Annotated in this window: 22 protein-coding genes; 9 read left to right on the top strand and 13 right to left on the bottom strand. The window is 64.2% G+C overall.

Features of this window, described 5'->3' with window-relative positions; all coding sequences use genetic code 11:
* Nucleotides 1-101: 101 nt before the first annotated feature.
* The 5 genes from dapC (at nt 102) to BLR71_RS02740 (ending at nt 4465) form a co-directional block, all read left to right on the top strand.
* Nucleotides 102-1361, top strand: a complete 1260-nt coding sequence (gene dapC / locus BLR71_RS02760) for a succinyldiaminopimelate transaminase (RefSeq protein ID WP_092522923.1) — start codon at nt 102-104, stop codon at nt 1359-1361.
* The gene (locus BLR71_RS02755) at nt 1358-1708 is read left to right on the top strand and encodes an ArsC family reductase (RefSeq protein WP_092522922.1); all 351 of its coding nucleotides are present in this window, start codon (nt 1358-1360) and stop codon (nt 1706-1708) included. Before dapC ends, BLR71_RS02755 begins: the two co-directional genes overlap by 4 nt.
* An 88-nt stretch (nt 1709-1796) precedes the next feature.
* Nucleotides 1797-2822, top strand: coding sequence for a 2,3,4,5-tetrahydropyridine-2,6-dicarboxylate N-succinyltransferase (dapD, locus tag BLR71_RS02750; RefSeq protein WP_092522921.1), 1026 nt, complete (start codon nt 1797-1799; stop codon nt 2820-2822).
* Nucleotides 2823-2880: 58 nt separating this feature from the next.
* Nucleotides 2881-4050: a succinyl-diaminopimelate desuccinylase gene (dapE, locus tag BLR71_RS02745; protein WP_092522920.1), complete on the top strand. Its 1170-nt coding sequence runs from the start codon at nt 2881-2883 to the stop codon at nt 4048-4050.
* Between the two features lie 28 nt (nt 4051-4078).
* Nucleotides 4079-4465 carry a hypothetical protein gene (locus tag BLR71_RS02740; RefSeq protein WP_092522919.1) on the top strand — a complete coding sequence of 129 codons (387 nt, stop codon included), beginning with the start codon at nt 4079-4081 and terminating at the stop codon, nt 4463-4465.
* Nucleotides 4466-4589: 124 nt separating this feature from the next.
* Here BLR71_RS02740 and BLR71_RS17980 read toward each other — a convergent pair whose 3' ends face one another.
* Entirely contained in the window at nt 4590-5054 is a 465-nt protein-coding gene (locus BLR71_RS17980; protein ID WP_092522917.1) for a cold-shock protein, read from the bottom strand.
* Between the two features lie 136 nt (nt 5055-5190).
* Between BLR71_RS17980 and BLR71_RS02730 the strand changes: the two genes are divergently transcribed.
* Nucleotides 5191-5424, top strand: coding sequence for a SlyX family protein (locus tag BLR71_RS02730; protein ID WP_340147954.1), 234 nt, complete (start codon nt 5191-5193; stop codon nt 5422-5424).
* 91 nt (nt 5425-5515) lie between these two features.
* Here BLR71_RS02730 and trxB read toward each other — a convergent pair whose 3' ends face one another.
* The 3 genes from trxB to BLR71_RS02715 all read right to left on the bottom strand — a co-directional run bounded on the left by trxB (nt 5516) and on the right by BLR71_RS02715 (nt 7745).
* Complete coding sequence (trxB, locus tag BLR71_RS02725) at nt 5516-6469, bottom strand: thioredoxin-disulfide reductase (RefSeq protein ID WP_092522913.1); 954 nt, start codon at nt 6467-6469, stop codon at nt 5516-5518.
* A 239-nt stretch (nt 6470-6708) separates the two neighbouring features.
* Complete coding sequence (locus tag BLR71_RS02720; protein WP_092522911.1) at nt 6709-7311, bottom strand: peroxiredoxin; 603 nt, start codon at nt 7309-7311, stop codon at nt 6709-6711.
* 224 nt (nt 7312-7535) lie between these two features.
* Nucleotides 7536-7745 (bottom strand): zinc ribbon domain-containing protein, encoded by a 210-nt coding sequence (locus BLR71_RS02715; RefSeq protein WP_092522909.1) that lies wholly within the window; start codon nt 7743-7745, stop codon nt 7536-7538.
* Between the two features lie 248 nt (nt 7746-7993).
* On the opposite strand from BLR71_RS02715, the gene acnA reads away from it, so the two are divergent.
* A complete protein-coding gene (gene acnA / locus BLR71_RS02710; RefSeq protein WP_092522907.1) occupies nt 7994-10732 on the top strand; it encodes an aconitate hydratase AcnA in 2739 nt (912 codons plus the stop codon).
* A 214-nt stretch (nt 10733-10946) separates the two neighbouring features.
* Here acnA and BLR71_RS02705 read toward each other — a convergent pair whose 3' ends face one another.
* The 9 genes from BLR71_RS02705 to radC all read right to left on the bottom strand — a co-directional run bounded on the left by BLR71_RS02705 (nt 10947) and on the right by radC (nt 19301).
* Nucleotides 10947-12617, bottom strand: a complete 1671-nt coding sequence (locus BLR71_RS02705; RefSeq protein ID WP_092522905.1) for an NAD-dependent malic enzyme — start codon at nt 12615-12617, stop codon at nt 10947-10949.
* Nucleotides 12618-12744: 127 nt separating this feature from the next.
* Nucleotides 12745-13758, bottom strand: coding sequence for a tryptophan--tRNA ligase (trpS, locus tag BLR71_RS02700; RefSeq protein ID WP_092522903.1), 1014 nt, complete (start codon nt 13756-13758; stop codon nt 12745-12747).
* A 176-nt stretch (nt 13759-13934) separates the two neighbouring features.
* Complete coding sequence (gene ald / locus BLR71_RS02695; protein WP_092522901.1) at nt 13935-15050, bottom strand: alanine dehydrogenase; 1116 nt, start codon at nt 15048-15050, stop codon at nt 13935-13937.
* 226 nt (nt 15051-15276) lie between these two features.
* Complete coding sequence (locus tag BLR71_RS02690; RefSeq protein ID WP_092522899.1) at nt 15277-15597, bottom strand: putative signal transducing protein; 321 nt, start codon at nt 15595-15597, stop codon at nt 15277-15279.
* Complete coding sequence (locus BLR71_RS02685) at nt 15597-16787, bottom strand: class I SAM-dependent rRNA methyltransferase (protein WP_092522897.1); 1191 nt, start codon at nt 16785-16787, stop codon at nt 15597-15599. The genes BLR71_RS02690 and BLR71_RS02685 overlap by 1 nt, the downstream gene beginning before the upstream one ends.
* Nucleotides 16788-16874: 87 nt before the next feature.
* The gene (mutM, locus tag BLR71_RS02680) at nt 16875-17729 is read right to left on the bottom strand and encodes a bifunctional DNA-formamidopyrimidine glycosylase/DNA-(apurinic or apyrimidinic site) lyase (RefSeq protein ID WP_092522894.1); all 855 of its coding nucleotides are present in this window, start codon (nt 17727-17729) and stop codon (nt 16875-16877) included.
* A gap of 121 nt (nt 17730-17850) precedes the next feature.
* Nucleotides 17851-18006, bottom strand: coding sequence for a 50S ribosomal protein L33 (rpmG, locus tag BLR71_RS02675; RefSeq protein ID WP_092522892.1), 156 nt, complete (start codon nt 18004-18006; stop codon nt 17851-17853).
* Nucleotides 18007-18031: 25 nt separating this feature from the next.
* Nucleotides 18032-18268 carry a 50S ribosomal protein L28 gene (gene rpmB / locus BLR71_RS02670; RefSeq protein ID WP_092522890.1) on the bottom strand — a complete coding sequence of 79 codons (237 nt, stop codon included), beginning with the start codon at nt 18266-18268 and terminating at the stop codon, nt 18032-18034.
* Nucleotides 18269-18626: 358 nt separating this feature from the next.
* Complete coding sequence (gene radC / locus BLR71_RS02665; protein WP_092522888.1) at nt 18627-19301, bottom strand: RadC family protein; 675 nt, start codon at nt 19299-19301, stop codon at nt 18627-18629.
* A 400-nt stretch (nt 19302-19701) separates the two neighbouring features.
* Here radC and coaBC point away from each other — a divergent pair, with 400 nt between their 5' ends.
* Together coaBC and dut are read left to right on the top strand one after the other, a co-directional pair.
* Nucleotides 19702-21033 (top strand): bifunctional phosphopantothenoylcysteine decarboxylase/phosphopantothenate--cysteine ligase CoaBC, encoded by a 1332-nt coding sequence (gene coaBC / locus BLR71_RS02660; protein WP_092522886.1) that lies wholly within the window; start codon nt 19702-19704, stop codon nt 21031-21033.
* Entirely contained in the window at nt 21030-21527 is a 498-nt protein-coding gene (gene dut, locus BLR71_RS02655; protein ID WP_092522884.1) for a dUTP diphosphatase, read from the top strand. The genes coaBC and dut overlap by 4 nt, the downstream gene beginning before the upstream one ends.

Below are 21527 nucleotides of genomic sequence, written 5' to 3'. Positions count from 1 at the left end.
CCTATCGATAGCGCCTTTCATACAGGCCCGTCGACTCGACCGACTCAGGCCCATGCCGCCACCACGACCACGACAACGCCCGCGAGGCGGCCAGGACAGCCATGAATCCCGATCTCGATGCGCTCAAGCCCTATCCCTTCGAGAAGCTCGCCGCCCTCAAAACCGATGTCACGCCCGCCGCGGCGCTGTCGCATATCCCGCTGACCATCGGCGAGCCCCAGCACCCGCCCTTCGCCGCGGCCCTCGACACCCTGAGCGCTCACCGCGACGAGATGGCGCGCTATCCGGCCACCGCCGGCCTGCCGGAGCTTCGCCAGACGATCGCCGACTGGGCGATGCAGCGTTTTGGCCTGCAAGGCCTCGACCCGGCCAGCCAGGTACTGCCGGTCAACGGCACCCGCGAGGCCATCTTCGCCTTCGTGCAGGCCGCCATCGATCGCAGCCGGCCGGCCAGGGTCGCCGTGCCCAACCCCTTCTACCAGATCTACGAGGGCGCCACCCTGCTGGCCGGCGGCACTCCGCTGTACCTGGACTGCCAGGCCGACAACGGCTTCCGCCCGGATTTCGATGCGGTGCCGGCGGAAACCTGGCGCGACGTGCAGTTGGTGTTCCTGTGCTCGCCGGGTAACCCCACCGGAGCGGTGACGCCGCTTGAGGACTTCACGCGACTGATCGAGCTTGCCGACGAGCATGACTTCATCATCGCCTCGGACGAGTGCTACTCCGAACTCTATCTCGACGAAGCCACGCCCCCGCCAGGGCTGCTTGAGGCCTGTGCTCGACTGGGCCGCCACGACTATCGTCGCTGTCTGGTCTTCCACTCGCTCTCCAAGCGCTCCAACCTGCCGGGGCTGCGCTCGGGCTTCGTCGCCGGTGATGCCGACCTGATCGCGCCCTTCAAGCGCTATCGCACCTACCATGGCTGCGCCATGTCACTGCCGCTGCAGCAGGCCTCGATCACCGCCTGGCGCGACGAGGCCCACGTGCGGGCCAACCGGGATGCCTACCGCGAGAAGTTCGCTGCCGTCACTGAGATTCTCGCCCCGGTAATGGACTTCCCCACGCCTGAGGCCAGCTTCTACCTGTGGCCGGCGGTACCGGGCGGCGACGATGAGGCCTTCACCCGAGCGCTGTTCGCCGAGGAGAACGTCAGCGTGCTGCCGGGCAGCTACATGGGCCGCGCCACTAGCGGTGACGGCGAGGCCAATGATGAGGGCGTGAACCCCGGCTCAGGCCGTATCCGCCTGGCATTGGTCGCTGACCTCGACGCTACCGTCGAAGCTGCTCGACGCCTGCGCCGCTTTACCGAACGCTGGCGGGCCGCCACCGCCACCGCCGACCAGGAGGGAAGTCACCCATGATCACGCTCTATGGCATCAAGTCCTGCGACACCTGCCGCAAGGCACGCAAAGCACTGGAAGCGCAGGGAGTCCCCTTCAAGGTGCATGACCTGCGCGAAGACGGCCTGTCGGCGTCGCTGCTCGAACACCTGCTCGAGCGGGTGCCGGTGATGACCCTGCTCAACAAGCGCAGCACCACCTGGCGCCAGTTAGACGAGGCGACCAAGACCGAGGTAGATGCCAATTCGGCCCGCGCCCTGATGCTCGAGCATCCGACCCTGATCAAGCGCCCCTTGCTGGACACCGGCGAGGAGGTTCGGGTCGGCTTCCGAAACGGCGACTACGACGACCTGACCACGGTAAACTGACCGGCTGAACGGCTGTGATGTCAGTCACGATTTCTTCTTGCCCGAGGCTTTGGCGCCTCGCTCACCTTCGATCAAAAGGACCCTTCCCATGCTGAGCTTCGCACTCGGAACCGGACACCAGAACACCCAAGGCGACTGGCTGGACGTCTACTATCCGGCCCCACTGTTTGAGCCCGAGGCCAGCCTGGTCGATGCAGCACGCCAGGTTCTCGGCGCCCCCGCCGGCAATGTGGCGGTCAGCTTCCTGCCGGAGCACTGCGCCGATCTCTCCGAGGCGCTCAAGGCCGCCGGCCACGCCGAGCAGGCCGAGCTGGCGGCAAGCCTCGCCGCCAGCCAGCGCCCGCTGGTCGCGACCTTCCTCGAGACCGACCAGGCGCCGGAAAGTGCTCCTGAGGTCTACCTGAAGCTGCACCTGCTGTCCCACCGCCTGGTCAAGCCGCACGACCTGGATCTGAGCGGCATGTTCGGCCTGCTGCGCAACGTCGCCTGGACCAACGAAGGCCCGATCGACGTCGAAGAGCTGGCGGCCCGGCGCCTGCGTGCGCGCCTAGCGGGCCGCGCGCTTTCCGTCGACTGCGTCGACAAGTTCCCCAAGATGGCCGACTACGTGGTACCGAGCGGCGTGCGCATCGGCGACACCGCCCGCGTGCGCCTGGGGGCCCATCTCGGCGAAGGCACCACCGTGATGCACGAAGGCTTCGTCAACTTCAATGCCGGCACCGAAGGGCCGGGCATGGTCGAAGGCCGCATCTCCGCGGGCGTGATGGTCGGCAAGGGCTCGGACCTGGGCGGCGGCTGCTCGACCATGGGCACCCTGTCCGGCGGTGGCAACATCATCATCAAGGTCGGCGAAGGCTGTCTGATCGGTGCCAATGCCGGCATCGGCATCCCGCTGGGCGACCGCTGCACCGTCGAGGCAGGCCTCTACCTCACCGCCGGCGCCAAGGTCGCGGTGCTGGATGACCAGGGCCAGGTCGCCGAGACCGTCGCCGCCCGCGCCCTGGCAGGCCAAGACGATCTGCTGCTGCGCCGTAATTCGCAGACCGGACGCATCGAGTGCCTGACCAACAAGAGTGCCATCGCACTCAACGAGGCGCTTCACGCTCACAACTGAGCCCTCGCTGCGCCCGCCGCCGGCGGGCGCTTTGCCCCTTCGCTTACCAGGATGACGCATGCCCGATACCACCACGCCTTCTGCGACGCCTTCCGCGACACTCGACCTGGCCATCGACCTGATGGGCCGCGCCTCGGTGACGCCCGCTGACGTCGGCTGCCAGGCGCTGATGATCGAGCGCCTCGAACGCCTCGGCTTCCATATCGAACGGCTGCCGTTCGGCGACGTCGAGAACTTCTGGGCTGTACGCGGCCACCAGGGCCCGGTGCTGGCCTTCGCCGGCCACACCGATGTGGTGCCGAGCGGCCCCGAGAGCCAGTGGGACCACCCGCCTTTCGCCCCTTTCATCGACGACGACGGCATGCTGCTGGGTCGCGGCGCCGCCGATATGAAGGGCAGCCTGGCGGCGATGATCACCGCCGTGGAACGCTTCGTCACCGCCCATCCGGACCACGATGGCAAGATCGCCTTTTTGATCACCTCAGACGAGGAAGGCCCGGCCGTTGACGGCACCAAGGCGGTGGTCGAGCACCTGCGCGAGACTCACCAGCGCCTGGATTACTGCATCGTCGGCGAGCCGTCCTCCACCGAGCGCGTCGGTGACGTGATCAAGAACGGTCGCCGCGGTTCGCTGGGCGCGGTGCTGCGCGTCAAGGGCGTGCAGGGCCATGTCGCCTACCCGCACATGGCGCGCAATCCCATCCATGAGGCCGCACCCGCGCTGGACGCCTTGGCTCGGGAGCACTGGGACACGGGCAACGACTTCTTCCCCGCGACCAGCTTCCAGATTTCCAACATCCGTTCGGGTACCGGCGCCACCAACGTGATCCCGGGTGAGCTCGAGGTCGTGTTCAACTTCCGCTACTCCACCGAGTTGACCCACGAGGAACTGCGCCGCCGCACCGAGGCGATTCTCGATGCCCATGGCCTCGACTACCACCTCGACTGGACGCTCAACGGCGAGCCCTTCCTGACCGCTGAAGGTCAACTGGTCGAGGCTGCCGTGGCCGGCGTCGAAGGCGTGACCGGTGAGCGGCCGACGCTCTCCACCGCTGGCGGCACCTCGGATGGGCGCTTCATTGCCACACTGGGCAGCCAGGTAGTCGAACTGGGGCCGCGCAACGACACCATTCACAAGGTCAACGAGCGAGTGCGGGCCGCCGACCTGGACACCCTCAGCGAGATTTACGAGGCCATCCTCACGCGGCTGTTCGCTCACCTCGACTGAACCTGCCGCCCGCTACCGAGAGCCAAGCATGCAACGCTATCCGGATATCGAGATTTACCTGGCCCAGGCCCCCATCGAGGCCCTGGACGCCTGGCTGGCCGCCAGCCTGGACGCGCCGCCGCTGTCTCGTGCGGGCAAGCGCCAATGGCGCACCACTGGCCACCTGGACGGCAAGAAGGTGCCGGTGCTGCTCGTCGAACAGGCCGCCGACGGCTTCGCCAGCCTGTGGTTCGACAGCGATGCCACCCCCTGGCCCCGCGATGCCGACTGCGCCCGGTCGGCTGCCAGTGCCCTGGACGTCGAAGTGCGCTGTTCACTGGGGGGCTGGCAGCCCGGCGACGACCCGGACCGCTTCTGGCGCGTGCAGCCCGACGGTCAGGAAGATGCCATCACCTGGCCTGACTCTGGCAAATGAGGCTGGAAAATGAGGCTGGCCAACAGCCGAAACGACAACGTCCCGCCTGGAAACCAGGCGGGACGTTGTGTGTAGCGGTACGGCCGGACAGCGTGACTAGCCTGACCGAAGGCAGGCCATTGGCTCAGGTAATGACGGTGACGTCATCGGCCTGATAGCCGCGCTCGTTTTCGATCACGTGGTAGCGCACCTTCTGGCCCTCGGCCAGGGTACGATGCCCCTTGCCGCGGATAGCCCGAAAGTGCACGAACACATCATCCCCACCGTCGCGGGTGATGAAGCCGTACCCCTTGTTGACGTTGAACCACTTGACCTCGCCAATCTCGCGGTCGTCGTCCTCGACGTCGGCCAGGTTGACCAGAGTGGGCGTAAGCACATGGACCGCGACGGTCGCGATCAGGGTGACCAGAAAGACGGCAACGGCCGTGGCCAGATAGACGAGGGCAACACCGCCCACTTCCAGGCTGGCGAACAGCTCGCGGGAAAGATCCCCGCCGGTCAGATAGATGAACAGGGCGATCAGCAGGGGCGCTGGCGCGGCCAACAGCACGCTGATCAGACTACAACGAAGTAAGACCTTTTGATTCATGGACCTCGGTTTCTCTTGTAATGGCAATGGGTGAAGGGGTCATGACAAAACCCCACCGGCTATAAAGCTGGCGGGAACAGGCTGACAGGATGAGACGGTCGCGATGAACGGCAACACGCCACAAGAGGATACTACCATGCAAGAACACGACTGGCTCGCCCGCCTGGAAGGCATCGAAAGCCGCATCGCCTATCAGGAACATTGGCTAGACACCCTGGACCAGGCGGTCGCCGCCCAGGAAACTCGCCTGTCGGCGCTGGAGCGCATGAGCGAGGTGATGCAGACCAAACTGCGCCAGCAGCAGCATGCCCTCGACGATGCAGCGGGAGAGCAGGCGAGCCCTGAAGACGAGCGCCCTCCCCACTACTAGTCGCTTCGCGACAGCTGGAAGCTGGAAGCCACTTCAGCTTTCCCGGGGGCTACTTCCCTCTTCCAGCCGCGAAGCGGCGCTCTTCCGACTTCTAGCTCATTTCATCCAGGTAGCGCTCGGCATCCAGGGCCGCCATGCAGCCGCTCCCTGCGGAGGTGATGGCCTGGCGGTAGACGTGATCCATCACGTCACCCGAGGCAAACACGCCCGGAATGCTGGTGGCGGTGGCGTTGCCCTCTAGCCCCGATTGCACCTTGATATAGCCGCCGGCCATGTCCAACTGGCCCTCGAAGATGCCGGTATTGGGGGTATGGCCAATGGCAATGAACACCCCCGGCGCCGCCAGCTCCTTGGTACTGCCATCCAAGGTGGACTTGAGGCGCGCGCCGGTCACTCCGGTGTTGTCGCCCAACACCTCATCCAGAGTATGGTTCCACTCGACGGCCATATTGCCGTTCTCGACCTTCTCGAACAGCTTGTCCTGGAGGATTTTCTCGGCGCGCAGGCTGTCGCGGCGATGCACCAGGGTCACCTTGGAGGCGATATTCGACAGATACAGCGCTTCTTCCACCGCGGTATTGCCACCGCCGATCACCACCACTTCCTGGTTGCGATAGAAGAAACCGTCGCAGGTCGCGCAGGCCGAGACGCCCTGGCCCATGAACTTCTGCTCGGACTCAAGGCCCAGATAGCGGGCGCTGGCGCCGGTGGAAATGATCAGCGCATCGCAGGTATAGGTCCCGCTGTTGCCCTTCAGGGTAAAGGGCTTCTCGCGAAGCTCGACTTCCTCGATGTGATCGAACAGCACCTCGGTGTCGAAGCGTTCGGCATGGGCGCGCATGCGCTCCATCAGCTCAGGGCCCTGAACGCCCTGCGCATCCCCGGGCCAGTTATCGACGTCGGTGGTGGTGGTCAACTGTCCGCCGGCCTGCATGCCGGTGATCAACAGCGGCTTGAGGTTGGCACGGGCCGCATAGACGGCGGCAGTGTAACCGGCAGGGCCGGAGCCCAGGATGATCAGGCGTTCGTGGCGCACTTCGCTCATGTCGGGTCCTCACAAAATGACGGCCGATATCCGGCCGGAAACGCTCTCTGGCCTGGGTTCAACGAGAGACCGAAGGGCTCTCTGAGCCCTCATGGAATCCAGGCCACAGCACGCTTGCTGAATGGGTAAATTTGCACGGCAGTGTAACACCCCAAGGCCAGCGGCCAGGAAAGGCATCCGCACAAAAGTCAGATACAAAAGAGGCGGCCCGCAGGCCGCCTCTTCATGCACCTAAACGCTTACAGCGCTTCGGCGTGCGCGCCCAGGTACTTGGCCACGCCCTCGGCGGTGTCTTTCATGCCTTCTTCGCCTTCATCCCAGCCGGCCGGGCAAACTTCGCCGTGCTCGTTGTGGTGCTTGAGCGCCTTGACCATGCGCAGCATCTCATCAACGTTACGGCCCAGCGGCAGGTTATTGACGACCTGGTGCTGAACAACGCCGTGCTCGTCGATCAGGAAGGAAGCACGCATGGCCACACCGGCGTCCGGGTGCTCGATACCATAGGCCTGAGTGACTTCGTGCTTGACGTCAGCAACGATCGGGAAGCCGACTTCGCCGATGCCGCCAGCATCCGGGGAAGTCTTGCGCCACGCGTGGTGAGTGAACTGAGAATCGATGGAGACCCCGATGACTTCGACGCCCAGATCCTTGAATGCCTGCAGACGGTTGTCGTGGGCGATGATCTCTGACGGGCAGACGAAGGTGAAGTCAAGCGGCCAGAAGAACAGCACGCGCAGCTTGCCGTTGCTGTCGGACAGCTTGAAGTTGTCGACGATTTCACCGTTGCCCAGAACTGCGGCGGTTTCGAAGTCGGGAGCCTGACGGCCTACCAGTACGCTCATACCATTCTCCTTGCTGAAATGAATGATGATTGATGAATCGAGGTCCAGCCTAAGGCCGACCTCATGAATCTGCCAAGTTGATAAGGCCAATGGCCAATATAGCGTTTGTCTATAGGGTTTTGCTTTCGTGATAGTCAGGGCGCAGCGATATCGCCATCGCCTAGATTCTCTGACGCATCGACCTCACAGGGTATTACGCCTAAAACGTGACGAACACGTGATGCCTAAACGACATCATCGTCACGGCCAAGGGTCACGCCCTCGATCTCACCGCTGAACGCCGACACTGCCACCTGCACCTGAATCGGCGCACAGCAGCGTGGACAATCTTCCCAGGTGATGTGGCTGCCCTGACTGGCGTCGACGAGCAGCTCGAAGCCTGTATCGCAGTAAGGGCAGCTCACCGCATGTGAATTCAACATTTCTTCATGCATGCTTGTCTCCCGACGGTGATCGTCACGCTCTTAATTACTTTATGGGGCCGAAGGCGCCTTGTTTCAAGAACGCACGCGACCAAGATTCTCCTGGGACATAATGAGTTCGGCCTGTCACCTTTTCTTCGGTTCCCATAGGCTAGGCTTGAAAGCAGCCATCGTCGTAGCCATGTCCTGAATATGTCACATGGATGGTCGCATGCTGCATGCTTGCGTCATGACCTTTCGCTCGACACGAGGAGAAAACCATGAGCACCACCCCTGACTCGCTTGATACCCTCAAACTAGGCAGCCAAAGCTACCATTACTATAGCCTGCCCAAGGCCGCCGATACGCTGGGCGACATCTCCCGTCTGCCCAAGACCCTCAAGGTGTTGCTCGAAAACCAGCTGCGCTTCGCCGATGACGAAAGCGTCTCTAACGACGACCTCCAGGCGCTGGTCGACTGGCAGAAGAAGGCCTCGTCCGACCGCGAGATCGGCTACCGCCCGGCACGCGTGCTGATGCAGGACTTCACTGGCGTGCCCGGGGTGGTCGACCTTGCCTCGATGCGTGCCGCCGTGGCCAAGCTTGGCGAAGACCCTGAGCGCATCAATCCGCTGTCGCCGGTCGATCTGGTCATCGACCACTCGGTGATGGTCGACAAATTCGGTGACCAGAGCGCCTTCAAGGACAACGTGGCCATCGAGATGGAGCGCAATCGGGAGCGCTACGAGTTCCTGCGCTGGGGCCAGGAGGCCTTCGATAACTTCCGCGTGGTTCCCCCGGGTACCGGCATCTGCCACCAGGTCAACCTGGAGTATCTGGGCAAGACGGTGTGGACCAAGGAAGAGGACGGCAAGACCTTTGCCTATCCGGACACCTTGGTGGGCACCGACTCCCACACCACCATGATCAACGGCCTAGGCATACTGGGCTGGGGCGTCGGCGGCATTGAGGCCGAAGCGGCGATGCTCGGCCAGCCGGTGTCGATGCTGATTCCCGAGGTGGTCGGCTTCAAGCTGACCGGCAAGCTCAAGGAAGGCATCACCGCCACCGATCTGGTGCTGACGGTGACGCAGATGCTGCGCAGCCGCGGCGTGGTCGGCAAGTTCGTCGAATTCTACGGCGACGGCCTGGACGATCTGCCGCTGGCCGACCGTGCCACCATCGCCAACATGGCCCCGGAATACGGCGCCACCTGCGGCTTCTTCCCGGTCGACGACGAGACCCTCAACTACCTGCGCCTGACCGGCCGTGAGGATGAGCAGGTCGAGCTGGTCGAGGCCTACAGCAAGGCTCAGGGCCTGTGGCGCGAAGCCGGCGACGAGCCGATCTTCAGCGACACCCTGGCACTCGACATGGGCGAGGTCCAAGCCAGCCTGGCCGGGCCCAAGCGCCCGCAGGACCGCGTCGCCCTGAAAGACATGAAGTCCACCTTCGAAGAACTGCTGGCCGCCAGTGGCAGCAAGGCCTCGGAAGAAGAGCAGGGCAAATGGCAGTCCGAGGGCGGCCAGACCGCCGTCGGCGTCAAGGACAGCTACGAACACCCCACCAGTCAGGACGTCGATCTCGACGGCGAGAAATTCAGGCTCAACCCGGGTGCCGTGGTCATTGCCGCCATTACCTCCTGTACCAACACCTCGAACCCCAGCGTGATGATGGCCGCCGGCCTGCTGGCGCGTAACGCCCTGGCCAAGGGGCTCAAGACCCAGCCCTGGGTCAAGACCTCGCTGGCGCCGGGCTCCAAGGTGGTGACCGACTACCTGGCCGCCGGCGGCGTCGATGATGACCTGGATGCGCTCGGTTTTAACCTGGTGGGCTATGGCTGCACCACCTGCATCGGTAACTCCGGGCCGCTGGCCGACCCCATCGAGAAGGCCATCAACGATGGCGACATGACCGTGGCCTCGGTGCTGTCGGGCAACCGCAACTTCGAAGGCCGGGTCCATCCGCTGGTCAAGACCAACTGGCTCGCATCACCGCCCCTGGTGGTGGCCTACGCCCTGGCCGGTAACGTGCGCACGGATCTGTCATCAGAGCCGCTGGGCACCGGCAGCGACGGCGAACCGGTCTATCTATCCGACATCTGGCCGTCTCAGGCCGAGATCGCCGAGGCGGTCGAGAAGGTCAAGACCGAGATGTACCGCAAGGAGTATGCCGAGGTCTTCGACGGCGACGAGGTCTGGCAGGCTATCGACGTGCCCCAGAGCGAGGTCTACGAATGGTCCGACGCGTCCACCTACATTCAGCATCCGCCCTTCTTCGAAGGCATGGGCCGCACCCCTGACGCCATCGACGACGTCAAGGACGCCCGAGTGCTGGCCATGCTCGGCGACTCGGTGACCACCGACCACATCTCGCCGGCCGGCGCCATCAAGCCCGATAGCCCCGCCGGTCGCTACCTGCAGGAGCGCGGCGTCAAACCCGCCGACTTCAACTCCTACGGCTCGCGTCGCGGTAACCACGAGGTGATGATGCGCGGCACCTTCGCCAACGTGCGCATCCAGAACGAGATGCTCGACGGCGTAGTGGGCGGCGAGACCCGTCATGTGCCTTCCGGCGAACAGATGGCGATCTATGACGCCGCCATGCAGTATCAGCAGGAAGACACTCCGCTGGTGGTCGTCGCCGGCAAGGAATACGGCACCGGCTCCAGCCGCGACTGGGCGGCCAAGGGCACGCGCCTGCTCGGCGTGCGTGCGGTACTGGCCGAGTCCTACGAGCGTATCCACCGCTCCAACCTGATCGGCATGGGTGTGGTACCGCTGCAGTTCCCCGAAGGCGAGACCCGCAAGTCGCTGGGCATGACCGGCGACGAGACGGTCTCCATCGAGGGGCTCGACGACCTTAGCCCAGGCAGCCAAGTGAAGGTCACCATCAAGAGCGACAAGGGCGAGAAGCATATCGACGCCCTGTGCCGCATCGATACCGCCAACGAGCTCGAGTACTACCGCCACGGCGGCATCCTGCACTACGTGCTGCGCAAGATGATCGGGGAAGCCTGATTGGCCTAGGCTGAAAAGCCAAAGCCGGCGTCGATATCTATCGGCGCCATAAACGAAGGCCCGCCGGCATTGCCGGCGGGCCCTTTTTTTCCGTCTTTTTTGCGTCAGTCACCGGATAACGTCGACGGGCGACCACTCGGAGAGGGCGACGCCGCCGGGCTGCGGCAACAGGCAGGCGTCATCTTCATGCGCCTGCCATCGGGTCGCTCACAGCTTAGAAGGCCCGGCGACGATACTCGCGATAGCGCGGGTACCAGAAGTTGCGCTCGATGGACGCCCAGAGCACATCATCATCGCACTCGAGCGCCTTGCCCTCGTGCTGCGCCATCTTCGCCACATCGAAGGCGATGGACTGGCTGATCTCGCGAATGTCCGACAGGGCCGGCAACAGCGCGCCTTCGCCGTGCTGCACCATCGGCGCATGCTTGGCCAGGGCATTGGAGGCCGCCATCAGCATCGCATCGGTGATGCGGCTCGCACGGGCGGCGATGACCCCAAGGCCAATGCCTGGGAAGATATAGGCATTGTTGCACTGGGCGATGGGATAGGTCTCACCGTCGAGCTCGACCGGCTTGAAGGGGCTGCCGGTGGCGACCAGCGCCTGGCCCTTGGTCCAGGTGAGGACCTCTTCTGGGGTCGCTTCGACCTTCGAGGTGGGGTTGGACAGCGGCATCACCAGCGGCGCCTTACAGCCGGCGTGCAGCTCCTCGATCAGCTCCTGGTTGAACAGGCCACGCTGGCCGGACACACCAATCAGCACGGAGGGCTTGGCCTGCTTCACGACGCCGAGCAGGCTGGTATCGGCGAAGTCCGCTGCATCATGGGCAAGCCGGCTCTGGAAGTCGTAGAGGCCTTCCATGTCGCGGGTCAACAGGCCATGGCGGTCGATCATGAAGATCCGCGACCGGGCCTCGGCTTCCGACAGGCCTTCGGCACACATGGCCACCACGATCTGCTCGGCGATGCCGCAACCGGCGGAGCCGGCGCCGACGAAGGCGACCCGCTGCTCGGCCACGCTCTCTTTCTTGGCCTTACAGGCGGCAAGCAGGGTGCCTACGCAAACCGCCGCGGTGCCCTGGATATCGTCGTTGAAGCAGCACAGCTCGTCCCGATAACGTTCGAGCAGCGGCATGGCATTGGTCTGGGCAAAGTCTTCGAACTGCAGCAGCACATTGGGCCAACGACGCTTCACGGCGGTAATGAAGTCGGCCATGAAGGCGTTGTACTCGTCCTGAGAGACGCGCTTGTGGCGCCAGCCCATGTACATGGGGTCATCGAGCAGGGCCTGGTTATTGGTGCCCACATCCAGGGTGATCGGCAGCGTATAGGCCGGGCTGATACCGCCACAGGCGGTATACAGCGACAGCTTGCCGATGGGGATACCCATGCCCCCGATGCCCTGGTCACCCAGTCCCAGGATACGTTCGCCATCGGTGGCCACGATCACCTTGACGTTGTCCTTGGTCGCGGAGCGCAGGATGTCATCCATGTATTCCCGGTCGGGATAGGAAATGAACAGGCCGCGATGATTGCGATAGATATTGGAAAACTCTTCGCAGGCCTCACCGACGGTCGGGGTGTAGATGATCGGCAGCATTTCCTCGAGGTGCTCCTCGAGCAGGCGGAAGAACAGCGTTTCGTTATCGTCCTGAATGGCACGCAGGTAGATATGACGGTCCAGGTCGGTCTGGCACTGGCAGTACTGGCGGTAAGCCCGCGAGGCCTGCTCTTCGATGGATTCGACGTTCTGCGGCAGCAGGCCGACCAGGTTGAAGGCCATGCGCTCTTGTAGGGTGAAGGCACTGCCCTTGTTGAGCAGCGGCATCTCAAGCAGCGACGGCCCGGCATAAGGAACATAGAGGGGGCGCTTGGGAAGTGTGGTCATCGTCTCATCCTTTGACTGGCAGTGGGCGAGCATCGCCGCCCGATGATTGGGAGCTTGGCACGAACCACCACGACCGATCCCGGCACTCGGCCGGTACGGGATGGCGGAAAGTGCCAACGGCTTGCGTTCAGACGAAGCGGCCGAGGCCTGCCGCCTCACGCAGGCGATCCATGAAAGGGGCCGCTTCGGCCCGCGCCCGCTCGGCACCCTTGGCCAACACCTGCTCGATGTGCCCCGGGTCCTCCATCAGCGCCTGGTAGCGCTCACGAGGTTCGCGCAGATGGGCATTCAGGTACTCAAAGACCCGGTCTTTGGCCACGCCCCAGCCGATGCCGTTCTCGTACTCACGGCGCAGGTCGGCGGTATCCTCGGCGCTCGCGAAGGCCGAATAGATCTGGAACAGCGTGCAGGTGTCCGGATCCTTGGGTTCGCCGGGTTCCAGCGAGTTGGTCTTGATCTTGCGTACCAGCTTCTGGAGCTTCTTCTCGGAAACGAACAGCGGAATGGTGTTGTTATAGCTCTTGGACATTTTACGCCCGTCGAGACCGTTCAACACTTCCACCTTGTCGTCGACCACCGCCTCGGGCTGAGTAAAGAACTGGCCCTTGTAGAGGTGGTTGAAGCGGCCACCGATATCGCGGGCCATCTCGATATGCTGAATCTGGTCGCGACCGACCGGGACCTTGTGGGCGTTGAACATCAGGATGTCGGCGGCCATCAGCACCGGATAGCCGAACAGCCCCATGGTGATGCCCTTGTCCGGGTCCGGTGACCCGGCAGTCTCGTTATCGGCCACCGCCGCCTTATAGGCGTGCGCCCGGTTCATCAGCCCCTTGGCGCAGACGCAGGACAGCATCCAGGTCAACTCGGGGATCTCGGGGATATCCGACTGGCGGTAGAAGATGGCGTTATCGGTATCGAGCCCCAGCGCCAACCAAGTGGCCGCGATTTCCAGCCGCGACTCCTGCACACGCTTGGGATCCTGACACTTGATCAGGGCATGCAGGTCGGCAAGGAAGTAGAAGGACTGGACGTTGGGGTCCTGGCTTGCGGCAATGGCCGGTTTGATGGCCCCGACGTAGTTACCGAGGTGAGGCGTACCGGTGGTGGTAATGCCGGTGAGAACGCGTGTCTTGTTCATGAATTCGGACGGGTCCACTGAGTAAATGGCAAGTGGCCCCAGTCTACCGCGCCGCCCCGATCAAGGCTAACAGGACGGCCCGCTGGGGACGGCCCGGTGACCGCCATCGAAGCGCCATGCCAACGGGCCGCCCTGTACGATTGCCTCCCTCGCTGCGCTGCACGCGAGGGCTGGCCTTAGCTCAGAAGCGTCGCCGCCTCGACGCTTTCCAGGCCAAAGGCCTTGGCCACCGCCGGATAGGTCACCTGACCGGCGTGAACATTGAGCCCGGCCAGGAAGTGCGGATCGTCGGCCAGCGCCTGCTTCCAGCCCTTGTCGGCCAGCGCCATCACGAACGGCAAGGTGGCATTGGTCAGCGCCTGGGTCGAGGTGCGGGCCACGGCGCCAGGCATGTTAGCCACGCAATAGTGCACCACGCCGTCGACCGCATAGGTCGGCGCGGCATGGGTGGTGGCATGGCTGGTCTCGAAGCACCCGCCCTGGTCGATCGCCACGTCCACCAGCACGCTGCCAGGCTTCATTTCGGCAAGCTGGGCACGCGAGATCAACTTGGGCGCGGCGGCTCCCGGTACCAGTACGGCACCGATGATCAGGTCGGACTCGCGCACCGCCTCGTCCAGGGTATCGGCGGTCGAATAGACGGCCTTGATACGCCCCTGGTAACGGTGATCGAGCGCCTCGAGACGCGCCAGGGACTTGTCGAGGATGGTCACCTCGGCGCCCAGGCCCAGCGCCATGCGCGCCGCATTCTCACCGACCACGCCACCCCCGATCACCGTCACCTTGGCCGGCGCAACGCCAGGCACCCCCGGCAGCAGAATGCCGGCACCGCCCTGAGCCTTCTCCAGACTGTGCGCACCGGCCTGCACCGCCATGCGACCGGCCACCGCGCTCATCGGCGCCAGCAGCGGCAGGCCACCGCCGGCCCCGGTGATGGTCTCGTAGGCGATGCAAGTCGCACCGCTGTTGATCAGTCCTTGAGTCAGCGACTCCTCGGCGGCCAGGTGCAAGTAGGTGAAGAGGATCTGGTCGGGCGACAGCCGCTCGACCTCTTCCGGCTGAGGCTCCTTGACCTTGATGATCAGCTCGGCGTTCTGCCAGAGCGTCGCCAGATTGGCCTCGAGGGTCGCACCGGCCGCCTCGTAATCAGCATCCGGGAAGCCGGCACCTTCGCCTGCGCCTGCCTGCACCACCACCTGGTGGCCGCGTCCGGTCAGCTCGCGCACACCCGACGGCGTCAGTGCCACGCGGTATTCATGATTCTTGATTTCCTTCGGCACAGCGATCTTCATGGCACCTCCTAAGGAGTAACGGGCGCGCCCGAGGCGCAAGACGGGTCACGACGGACCCTGCACGTCGTATCAGTACAGCACAGCGGCACAAGACTCCCCAAGGCCAAGCAAAACTTTAGAAAGATCCCAAAGAAAAACGCCCGACTGACAACGAAAGCCGTTGTCAGCCGGGCGTTAAAAACAAATATTTCTGGACGCCTCTCACAGAGCCGGCCCCGCTGGCGGTTCAATCGCGACGATGCGCACCGCAGGACCAGCAGGTCTCGAAGACGCCCTCGAGGCGCTCAGCGCAGCTCGGACAGCGCCAGGCAGAGCGGCGTTCTGCCGGCCCTTCGAGGGCCTCGCGTACCAGCACCCCGGCGCGGGCAGCATTATGCGGCGCCACCCACACCTCGGGCTCACACTCACCCAGCGGTAACTCCCCTGCCCCACCACCGAGGGTCAGGTTTCTCAGCTCGGTCGGCACCCCGGCGCTTTCCAGCACGTTGTGCACATGGCTGACCAGCAGCGCATTGGGGTGGGCAAAGACTCGTACCCAGCCACTCATCAGTCGCGGAAGACCCTCACGCCGAGCGCCTTCAGGTAGTTAGTCTCGGGAATCGACGGATGCACCGGATGATCGCTGCCCTGATGCCCCTGATAGATCACCTGGCCATGGCGGTCCTGGTGGCGCACCGCACCGCGCACGCACTCGACGAGGCGCTCCGGCGCCAGGTGCATCGAGCAGGAAGCGCTCATCAGCAAACCGTCACGGCCCAGTAGACGCATGGCCTCACGGTTGAGCCGCGAGTAGGCCCGCTCGCCGCTGGGAATGTCTTTACGCTTCTTGATGAAGGCCGGCGGGTCGAGGATCACCACATCGAACTGCTCGCCATCGGCCTTGAGCGCCGCCATGGCCTCGAAGGCATCCCCCTCGCCGATGGCCACCTGATCGGTGAGGCCATTGAGGGCGGCGTTCGCGGCCACGTGCTCGAGGGCATCACTGGAGGCATCCACGCACAGCACCTCGCTGGCTCCGTGGGCCGCCGCCTGCACGCCCCAGCCACCCACGTAGCTGAACACGTCCAGCACGCGCTTGCCGGCCACCAGCTTGTTGAGCCAGGCACGGTTGTCGCGGTGATCATAGAACCAGCCGGTCTTCTGGCCGTCGAGCACCCGAGCGACGAACCGCACGCCGTTTTCCTCGAGCAGTACTTCCTCGGGCAGCTCGCCCTTGACCACTTCGACCTGGCGGTCGAGCTGCTCCTGACGGCGCCCGGAGGAATCATTCTTGAAGACGATGGCGCGCGGCGACAGCACCTTGTCCAGGGCATCGATCACCTGCTCGGCCATGCGCTCCATGCCTAGGGTGTTGAGCTGGACCACCAGTACGTCGTCGAAGCGGTCGACGATCAGACCGGGCAGCAGGTCACCCTCGCCATGCACCAGCCGGTAGAAGGGCTTGGCGAAGAGTCGCTGGCGCAGGCCCAGGGCCTGCTTGAAGCGATGCACCAACAGCGAGCGGTCGAGGCGCATTTCCGGGTCCCGGGACACCACTCGGGCACAGATCAGCGAATGCGGGTTGACGTAAGCGACCGCCATGGCGCGGCCATTGCTGGCCTCGACCACCGCCTGAGCACCCGGCTCAAAGGTCTTGAGCGGCGTCGCGTCGGTGTCGATCTCGTTGGAGTACAGCCACAAATGACCCGCTTTCAGGCGGCGGTCGGCGTTCTTCTTCAGGCGCAGGCGTTCGGTCACGGAGGTCTCCGTCAAACAGACAACAGGAAAGTAAGGACAGTCTACCCTGACGAGCCCGGCAACGCGCGGGCCCAAGGGTGAATCGAATCAAGTCTGGCAGGTGGGGCAAAAGACACTGGCACGCTGGCCAAGGGTCACTAAGCGCAACTCCCTGCCACAGCGCCGGCACGGCTCACCATCACGACCGTAGACGTTGAGGCGCTGGGCGAAGTAACCCGGCTCCCCGGTACCGCTGACGAAGTCGCGCAGGGTCGTGCCGCCCTGGGTAATGGCCGCCGACAGCACCTCGCGGATGGCGGCGGTAAGCCGCACGTAGCGCTCGCGGGAAATCTGGCCGGCGGCGCGGCGCGGGTCGATGCCGGCAAGGAACAGCGCCTCGGCGGCATAAATATTGCCCACACCGACCACCACGGCGTTATCCATCAGGAAAGGCTTCACGGCCAGGCGCCGCTTGCGCGAGCACTGGAACAACCGCTCGTCATCGAAGGCCGGCGACAGCGGCTCGGGGCCTAGCCGAACGAGACGCCGGTCACTTGCGACATCCTCCTGAAGCCAGTCGAGGAAGCCAAATCGACGCGGGTCGTGATAGCGCAGAATAGCGCCATTCTCCATCACCAGGTCGACATGATCATGCTTCTTCGGCGGGTCGCCAAGGCGGGCAATGCGCAGGCTACCGGACATGCCCAGATGCCAGAGCAACGCCGGCCCAACCGCCACCTCGGCAGGCACCGCATCGCCTGCCGGCGTCTCGATGGGTAGGATCAGGTATTTGGCACGACGCGAAAGCGGGCCTATCCGCGAGCCTACCAGCGCGTTTTCGAGCCCTTCCGGCACCGGCAGGCGCAGGCGACGGTTACGCACGATCACCTCATGGATCTCACGCCCCTCCAGATGAGGCGCAATGCCGCGGCGCGTGGTCTCGACTTCGGGAAGTTCGGGCATGGCACAACGGGTCCGTGAAGCGATAGGCGTAGGGCGAAGTGTGAGCGTCCAGAGACGCAAAAACCCGGCGCTAACCGGGTTTAGGCGACAGGCTTGCGCCTGCGGCAGGAGCCATCAAGATTTACTTGATCTTGGCTTCCTTGTACATCACGTGCTTGCGGATCGTCGGATCAAACTTTTTCATTTCCAGTTTGTCCGGGGTGTTCCGCTTGTTCTTATCGGTGGTGTAGAAGTGGCCGGTACCGGCGCTGGACACCATACGAATCTTATCGCGCATGACTCAGTTCTCCCTAGAAGGCTGCTTAGACGCGTTCGCCGCGCTTGCGGATATCAGACAGCACCGCTTCGATGCCTTTCTTGTCGATAATGCGCATACCCTTGGAGGAGAGGCGCAGTTTGATGAAGCGCTTCTCTGACTCCACCCAAAAACGGTGGGAATGCAGGTTCGGCAAGAAACGACGACGGGTCTTGCGCTGGGAGTGAGATACGTTGTTACCTGTTACCGGACGCTTGCCGGTAACCTGACATACATTGGACATGGGAGCCTCCAACCGCTTGGCGAGTTGTTCAAAACCTGTCGGGCAAACCGGGTAGGGCGAACGGCTGGCCACCGCCTCGATGCCCCCTTATTTAACCCAGGGAATTCTAAAGGGTGCATGTTATACCAGAGGCCGGCACGCGCGGCAAGCATCAACGGCACAACAACCTACCCCTGCACCCCCATGAGCGCTGGCCTGGACGTCAAGACGGGCTTCTCTGTTGGCACGACACCTACACGACAGACAGGTGCTGTGTGACCGGACGCGACGGCGACCACTCGGGGCCGTCACGCTCGGCGGCGAATGATACCGCACCTTTCCCCTCGGCGAAACGCCCCAGGGAAGAAGCCGATTCGGCCTACAGCCAGCCTCGCTCGGCGAAGGACACCACTTCGCCGTCACCGACCACGAAGTGGTCGAGCACCCGAATCTCGAAGAGCTCCAGCGCCGCCTTGAGGCGCTGCGTGATGCGCCGGTCGGCATCGCTGGGCTCGGCCACTCCGGACGGGTGGTTGTGCGCCAGGATGGTGGCCCCGGCGCCCAGCGCCAGGGCACGGCGGGCCACTTCCCGAGGGTAGACCGACGCGCTGTCGAGGGTGCCGCGAAACAGCGACTCGAAGTGAATCACGCGATGCTGGCTATCCAGGAACATGACCGCGAACTCTTCATGACCTAGATGGCGCAGCTTGGAGGCCAGGAAGGCCCGCACCAGCGAAGGCGAGGTCAGCGCATCGCCTCGGGTGAGCTGGCTTGCCAGGTGGCGACGCGACATTTCGAGCACCGCCTGAAGCTGCACGAAGCTGGCATCACCCAGCCCATGTTCGGCACAGAAGCGCGCTCGGTCGGCCTCGAGCAGCGGACGCAGCCCGCCAAAGCTCGACAACAGATCCCGCGCCAGGTCCACCGCCGAGCGTCCTTTCACGCCGACGCGCAGAAATATCGCCAGCAGCTCCGCATCAGACAGGGCCGCGGGCCCCAGGCTCATCAGTTTCTCTCGCGGCCGCTCACCCTCGGGCCAATCTCGAATCGCCATATGACGCCTCCCTGCGTCCGGTTCACGCTATCGCCGCCTTATCCCCGCCATGCCGAAAGCGGCAAGCCGGCCTCCCGTCCAGAGTCCCATCCATACAGCAGCCCCGCCCATACCCCCGCCTAAAAGGAAGACCCCGCCAAGTAAAAAGGAGTATTAGAAAGTATTAACAGAGGCGCCCAACCCCCGCCAGTCACCCGGCACGCAGACACTTAACGCTGCACGATAGTCGACCCATGGCACGGATAGGCTAAAACGCAAAGGCTGACGAAACGATAAAGGGAAAGGCCGAGGGGAAGACAGGATACCGTCACGCGGGCAACGCTTAAGGGCAGGCCGGGCGCTACGCAAGAAATGCTGCGAGTGGTAAGGTAATGGCCTCGCTCACTGCTCGGATACTGAGATGGCAACACCCTCAGGCAAGCGCATTCTGCTGGGCATTAGCGCCGGCATCGCCGCCTACAAGAGCGCCCACCTGGCCCGCCTTTTGAAGAAGGCCGGCCATGAGGTGCGCGTGGTCATGACCGACGGCGCCCAGGCCTTCATCACCCCACTGACCCTACAGGCCCTCACCGGCGAGCCGGTGCGCACCTCACTGCTCGACCCCGAGGCAGAGGCCGGCATGGGCCACATCGAGCTGGCCCGCTGGGCCGAGCTGATCTTGATCGCCCCGGCCACCGCGGACCTGATGGCGCGCCTCGTGCACGGTCATGCCGACGACCTCCTGACCACCCTGTGCCTAGCCAGCGATGCCGATAAGGCCATGGCCCCCGCCATGAATCAGGCCATGTGGCGTCACCCGGCCACGGCCCGCAACACTCGCCAGCTCGAGGCCGATGGCTGGCGGCTGCTGGGCCCGGATGCCGGTGACCAGGCCTGCGGCGATGTCGGCCCCGGGCGCATGCTCGAACCCGAAGCCATCGTCGATGCGCTCTTCAAGGCGCCCGATGCCGCGCCCTTAATGGCGCCCGATGCCACGCCTGACGAAGCACGCCCGGCCAAGGGCCTGACGGTGACCATCACGGCGGGCCCGACTCGCGAGCCGTTGGACCCGGTACGCTATCTGTCCAACCACAGCTCGGGAAAGATGGGCTATGCGCTGGCCGAGGCGGCCGCCGCACTGGGCGCCACCGTGCACTTGATCAGCGGCCCGGTGAGCCTCGCCACACCCAGCGGCGTTAACCGCCTCGATGTGACCTCGGCCAACGAGATGGCCGAGGCTGCCTATCGCCTGGCAGCGCAAAGCGACGTCTTCATCGGCTGCGCGGCCGTTGCCGACTACCGGGCCGCCAACGTCAGCGAACACAAGATCAAGAAGACCGCGAACAGTGACGAGCTGAAGCTCACCTTGGTCAAGAATCCCGACATCATCGCCGAGGTCGCCAAGCACCGCGCTGGTGCACTCCGCCCCTTTATGGTGGGTTTCGCCGCCGAGACCCGCGATGTCGAGGCCTATGCTCGCGACAAGCTGACCCGCAAGGGACTCGACATGATCGTTGCCAACGATGTCTCCCTGGCCGGGCTCGGCTTCGGTGCCGACCACAACGCCGCCCTGCTGCTGTGGCCAAGCGCCGATGAGGCCGGCCAAGCGCTCGGCCGCCGCGCCCTACCCGCCCAGAGCAAGGCCACCCTAGCCACGGCGATCCTCGACTGCCTGCTCGAGCGTCTCGAACAGGCCGATGCGACAGCATCTCCCCTTGCCGCCACACCGTATTCACCACAGGACCCCCAATGACCGCGACTCCTTCCGCCCCGCGCCTGGCCGTCAAGATTCTCGACGAGCGCGTCCGCGATCATCTGCCTCACTATGCCACCGCCGGTAGCGCCGGCATGGATCTGCGCGCCCTGCTCGACGCCCCGCTAACCCTGGAGCCGGGCGATTGTGAACTGGTGCGTACCGGGCTTGCCGTGCATATTGCCGACCCCGCACTCGCCGGCATGATTCTTCCCCGCTCAGGCCTCGGCCACAAGCACGGCATCGTGCTCGGCAACTTGGTCGGGCTGATCGACTCCGACTACCAGGGCGAGTTGATGATCTCGGTATGGAATCGCGGTCAGACAAGCTTCGTGCTCGAGCCCTTCGAGCGTCTGGCACAGTACGTGCTAGTCCCCGTGGTACAGGCAGAACTCGAAATCGTCGACGACTTCGATGCTGGCCTGGCCAACGATAGTCAGGTTGGCACCGGCCAACGTGGCACCGGCGGCTTCGGCAGCTCCGGGCGCCACTGA

It is taken from the genome of Onishia taeanensis (genome assembly GCF_900100755.1).
In the GTDB taxonomy this organism is placed as follows: Bacteria; Pseudomonadota; Gammaproteobacteria; order Pseudomonadales; family Halomonadaceae; genus Onishia; species Onishia taeanensis.
The sequence above is the reverse complement of the archived record's forward strand: the minus strand, read 5'-3'. Positions and strand labels throughout refer to the sequence as shown.

Excerpts from the sequence above, each read along its gene's own strand:
- BLR71_RS17980 (WP_092522917.1), bottom strand. The coding sequence starts at position 5,054 with ATGAATCAAAAGGTCTTACTTCGTTGTAGTCTGATCAGCGTGCTGTTG.
- dapD (WP_092522921.1), top strand. The coding sequence starts at position 1,797 with ATGCTGAGCTTCGCACTCGGAACCGGACACCAGAACACCCAAGGCGAC.
- BLR71_RS02690 (WP_092522899.1), bottom strand. The coding sequence starts at position 15,597 with ATGAGTGGCTGGGTACGAGTCTTTGCCCACCCCAATGCGCTGCTGGTC.
- radC (WP_092522888.1), bottom strand. The coding sequence starts at position 19,301 with ATGGCGATTCGAGATTGGCCCGAGGGTGAGCGGCCGCGAGAGAAACTG.
- dapC (WP_092522923.1), top strand. The coding sequence starts at position 102 with ATGAATCCCGATCTCGATGCGCTCAAGCCCTATCCCTTCGAGAAGCTC.
- mutM (WP_092522894.1), bottom strand. The coding sequence starts at position 17,729 with ATGCCCGAACTTCCCGAAGTCGAGACCACGCGCCGCGGCATTGCGCCT.
- trxB (WP_092522913.1), bottom strand. The coding sequence starts at position 6,469 with ATGAGCGAAGTGCGCCACGAACGCCTGATCATCCTGGGCTCCGGCCCT.
- rpmG (WP_092522892.1), bottom strand. The coding sequence starts at position 18,006 with ATGCGCGATAAGATTCGTATGGTGTCCAGCGCCGGTACCGGCCACTTC.
- trpS (WP_092522903.1), bottom strand. The coding sequence starts at position 13,758 with ATGAACAAGACACGCGTTCTCACCGGCATTACCACCACCGGTACGCCT.
- dut (WP_092522884.1), top strand. The coding sequence starts at position 21,030 with ATGACCGCGACTCCTTCCGCCCCGCGCCTGGCCGTCAAGATTCTCGAC.
- coaBC (WP_092522886.1), top strand. The coding sequence starts at position 19,702 with ATGGCAACACCCTCAGGCAAGCGCATTCTGCTGGGCATTAGCGCCGGC.
- BLR71_RS02740 (WP_092522919.1), top strand. The coding sequence starts at position 4,079 with ATGCAACGCTATCCGGATATCGAGATTTACCTGGCCCAGGCCCCCATC.
- BLR71_RS02720 (WP_092522911.1), bottom strand. The coding sequence starts at position 7,311 with ATGAGCGTACTGGTAGGCCGTCAGGCTCCCGACTTCGAAACCGCCGCA.
- BLR71_RS02755 (WP_092522922.1), top strand. The coding sequence starts at position 1,358 with ATGATCACGCTCTATGGCATCAAGTCCTGCGACACCTGCCGCAAGGCA.
- ald (WP_092522901.1), bottom strand. The coding sequence starts at position 15,050 with ATGAAGATCGCTGTGCCGAAGGAAATCAAGAATCATGAATACCGCGTG.
- rpmB (WP_092522890.1), bottom strand. The coding sequence starts at position 18,268 with ATGTCCAATGTATGTCAGGTTACCGGCAAGCGTCCGGTAACAGGTAAC.
- acnA (WP_092522907.1), top strand. The coding sequence starts at position 7,994 with ATGAGCACCACCCCTGACTCGCTTGATACCCTCAAACTAGGCAGCCAA.
- BLR71_RS02730 (WP_340147954.1), top strand. The coding sequence starts at position 5,191 with ATGCAAGAACACGACTGGCTCGCCCGCCTGGAAGGCATCGAAAGCCGC.
- BLR71_RS02715 (WP_092522909.1), bottom strand. The coding sequence starts at position 7,745 with ATGCATGAAGAAATGTTGAATTCACATGCGGTGAGCTGCCCTTACTGC.
- BLR71_RS02705 (WP_092522905.1), bottom strand. The coding sequence starts at position 12,617 with ATGACCACACTTCCCAAGCGCCCCCTCTATGTTCCTTATGCCGGGCCG.
- dapE (WP_092522920.1), top strand. The coding sequence starts at position 2,881 with ATGCCCGATACCACCACGCCTTCTGCGACGCCTTCCGCGACACTCGAC.